General features: G+C 64.3%; 1 protein-coding gene and 1 pseudogene. One reads left to right on the top strand and one right to left on the bottom strand.

Going from position 1 to position 3856, the window contains the following annotated elements; genetic code table 11:
- A pseudogene (locus RMO23_RS15370) lies at positions 1 to 889 on the bottom strand (peptidase M14); the annotation flags it as partial.
- A gap of 118 nt (positions 890 to 1007) precedes the next feature.
- Here RMO23_RS15370 and RMO23_RS15365 point away from each other — a divergent pair.
- Positions 1008 to 3856, top strand: a 2849-nt coding sequence (locus tag RMO23_RS15365) for a hydantoinase/oxoprolinase family protein (RefSeq protein ID WP_309683360.1), incomplete at its 3' end; no start/stop codon positions are given.

Below are 3856 nucleotides of genomic sequence, written 5' to 3'. Positions count from 1 at the left end.
GCGTCGCGGGGTGGACGTGGCGCCTGGCGCGCTGGTCTTGCGCCCGCACGTCGAAGCGGTTCAGGCTGATGCGTAGGCGCGGCGCGGTATCGCTGGCGCGCACATCGGGCACGATCTGCCCCGGCTGCAGGCGCCTGTCATGGGGCGGCTGCCCGGATTGGTGCTGGAACAGCTCAAGCAGCGAAAAATAAATGTCCTCGTGCAGGGCTTCCAGGCTGCTGATGCACTCATGGCCCAGTGGCAGGGGCTGCTCGATGGCCGGCATGTCCACACGGATGTCCAGCCGCTCGAAATACGGCGCCTGCGCCGGCCAGCGGTGCTGCTTCACGGTGTGCACGATTTTCTCAAAGGCCAGCTCGTAGTCGGTCTGCTCGGCGCCGTCCAATTGCGTTGCTGTGGCACGCAGCCAGCCGGTGGGCGAGAGCAGGGTGGCACCAGTCGGGTCCACATGGATGCGATTGGGCGCAAACACGCGGGCCGCCAACTGCCGGCCATCGCGCAGCGTCAGCGCCAGCTGGTAGTGCAGAGCGTCGCTGCCGGGCGCAAACTCAAACCGGCAGTGCGGCAGCAGGCTGGCCAGCGGATAGGCTTCGAGCAAAAAGCGCTGCGGCGAGGCGCTGGGGTGAACCGGGTAGTGGATGCGCGCGGCGGTCAATGTGCCGCCGTCAATTTCCTCCAGAAAGTAGTGCAGCAGCGGCTTGTAGGCGCTGCGCAGTCTGGCGCGCACGCCCGCCGCCGCCAGCCGCTGCTCGGCGATGCGGCGCGCTGCCCGCCCTTCAAACAGCCAGCCTTCGAGCTCCGCGCCGCGCCACGGGCCTTGCGTGAACCGGCTGACCCAGCCGTCAAGAGTGCGCGGCACGGTGGTGTCAAGCAAAAGGGTGCTGTGCATGGTGTTTTCTGCCCGCCAAAAGACGGCTTGCTTCTCTACAATTCTGAGGCATGGCGCGATGCGGCATGATGGGAATTCTTGCAAGGCACCGCCTGAGCACTCACTACGACAGGGATGTATGGAACAAGATACCAAGCGCTGGCAGTTCTGGGTAGACCGCGGCGGCACCTTCACCGACATTGTGGCCAAAAAGCCCGACGGCACGCTGGTCACGCACAAGCTGCTGTCTGAAAACCCCGAGCAGTACCCTGATGCGGCGGTCGCCGGCATTCGCCATCTGCTCGGGCTTCAAGCCGGTGAGCCGATTGATGCGCAGCAGGTGGATAGCGTGAAAATGGGCACCACGGTGGCAACCAACGCGCTGCTGGAGCGCAAGGGCGAGCCGACGCTGCTGGTGACGACGCAGGGTTTTCGCGATGCGCTGCGCATTGCCTACCAGAACCGGCCGCGCCTGTTTGACCGCCACATCGTGCTGCCCGAGCTGCTGTACAGCGCCGTGGTGCAGGCCCAGGAACGTGTCGGCGCCCAGGGCGAGGTGCTGCAGGCGCTCGATGAAGAGCTATTAAAAAAGGAGCTGACTGCGCACTACCAGCAAGGGCTGCGAAGCCTTGCGATAGTTTTCATGCACGGTTACCGCTACACCGCCCATGAGAAAGCCGCCAGCCGGATTGCGCGGGAGGTGGGCTTTACCCAGATCAGTACCTCGCACGAGACCAGCCCGATGATGAAGTTCGTCAGCCGGGGCGACACCACCGTGGTCGATGCCTACCTGTCGCCGATATTGCGCCGCTATGTGGAGCAGGTGGGCGCAGAGATGCCAGGGGTCAAGCTGTTTTTCATGCAGTCTTCCGGTGGCCTGACCGACGCCCATATGTTTCAGGGCAAGGATGCGATTCTGAGCGGCCCGGCCGGCGGCATTGTCGGCATGGCGCGCACCGCCGCCATTGCCGGCATCGACAAGGTCATCGGCTTTGACATGGGTGGCACCTCGACCGACGTGTCGCACTACGCGGGCGAGTTCGAGCGCGAGTTTGAAACCCAGGTGGCCGGCGTGCGCATGCGCGCGCCCATGATGAGCATTCACACCGTGGCGGCGGGCGGCGGCTCGATTCTGAAATTTGACGGTGAACGTTTTCGCGTCGGGCCGCAAAGCGCCGGCGCCAACCCCGGCCCCGCCAGCTACCGGCGCGGCGGGCCGCTGGCGGTGACCGATGCCAATGTGATGCTGGGCAAGATTCAGCCCGGCTTCTTTCCCAGCGTGTTTGGCCCCAACGCCAATGAGCCACTCAGCTCCGCGGCGGTTCAGGCCGGATTCAATGAACTGGCCCGGCAGACCGGGCGCAGCGCCGAGGACGTGGCAGAAGGCTTTGTTCACATCGCGGTGCAGCAGATGGCCAACGCCATCAAGAAAATTTCGGTGGCGCGCGGCTATGACGTGACGCGCTACACGCTGCAATGCTTTGGCGGCGCCGGTGGCCAGCATGCCTGCCTGGTGGCCGATGCGCTGGGCATGACGCGGGTGTTTGTGCACCCGCTGGCCGGCGTGCTCAGCGCCTATGGCATGGGCCTGGCCGACCAGAACGTGATTCGCGAGCAGGCGGTGGAGCTGAAGCTTTCCGCGGCGGCGTTGCCCGAAGTCGCGTCCAGGATGGATGTGCTGGCGGCCACCGCTGAAGCCGAGCTGCAGCGCCAGCAGCTCAGCACCGGCCTGATCAAGACGCACCGGCGCGTGCATGTGCGCTACGAAGGCAGCGACGCCGCGCTGATCGTGCCTTTTGGCAGCCTTGAGAGGATCACGGCCGGTTTCGAGGCTGCTTACCGCCAGCGCTTTTCCTTCCTGATGCAGGGCAAAGCCTTGATTGTTGAAGCCGTGTCGGTAGAAGCCGTGGTGGCTGGCGACGCGCCGGCCGAACCGCGCCAGGCGCTGCACGCGCCGCGCGAGGTGCCGCGCCGCCCGGAAGTGAAGGATGGCGTGCGCATGTACTCGGGCAGCCAGTGGATTGAAGCGGCGCTGGTGGTGCGTGAAGACCTGCAGCCGGGCGACATCGTCAAGGGGCCGGCCATCATTGCCGAGAAAAACGCCACCACCGTGGTGGAGCCGGGCTGGGAGGCGAATTTAACAGCATTTGATCACCTTGTCCTTGAACGACGGGCACCGCGTGATATCAAATTTGCAGCAGGAACGAGCGTGGACCCGGTGCTGCTGGAAGTGTTCAACAACCTGTTCATGAATATTGCCGAACAGATGGGCCTACAGCTGCAGAACACCGCCTACTCGGTCAACATCAAGGAGCGGCTGGACTTCAGCTGCGCGCTGTTTGACACCGAAGGCAACCTGATTGCCAACGCGCCGCACATGCCGGTGCACCTGGGCTCCATGGGCGAGAGCATCAAGACCGTGATCCGCGAGAACGCCGGCAGCATGCAGCCGGGCGATGTCTATGTGCTGAACGACCCCTACCATGGCGGCACGCATCTGCCCGACATCACGGTCATCACCCCGGTGTATCTGGGCATCGAGACCCAGCCCACGTTTTACGTCGGCAGTCGCGGCCACCATGCCGACATTGGCGGCATCACGCCGGGCTCGATGCCGCCGTTTTCCACGCGCATCGAAGAAGAGGGCGTGCAGATCAACAACGTCAAATTGGTCGATCGCGGTGTGCTGCGCGAGGCCGGGATGATGGCGCTGCTCAAAAGCGGTCAATACCCTTCACGCAACCCGCAGCAGAACATGGCCGACCTGAAGGCGCAGATCGCCGCCAACGAAAAAGGCGTGCAGGAACTGCGCAAGATGGTCGGGCACTTCAGCCTGGGCGTGGTGCTGGCCTACATGCGCCATGTGCAGGACAACGCCGAAGAGTCGGTGCGCCGCGTCATCACGCGCCTGAAAGACGGTGAGTTTACGCTGCCGCTGGACAACGGTGCGCAGATCAGGGTGGCGATTCGTGTCGACACGCAGAACCG

This window comes from Polaromonas sp. (genome assembly GCF_031411155.1).
Classification (GTDB): Bacteria; Pseudomonadota; Gammaproteobacteria; order Burkholderiales; family Burkholderiaceae_C; genus Polaromonas.
The sequence above is the reverse complement of the archived record's forward strand: the minus strand, read 5'-3'. Positions and strand labels throughout refer to the sequence as shown.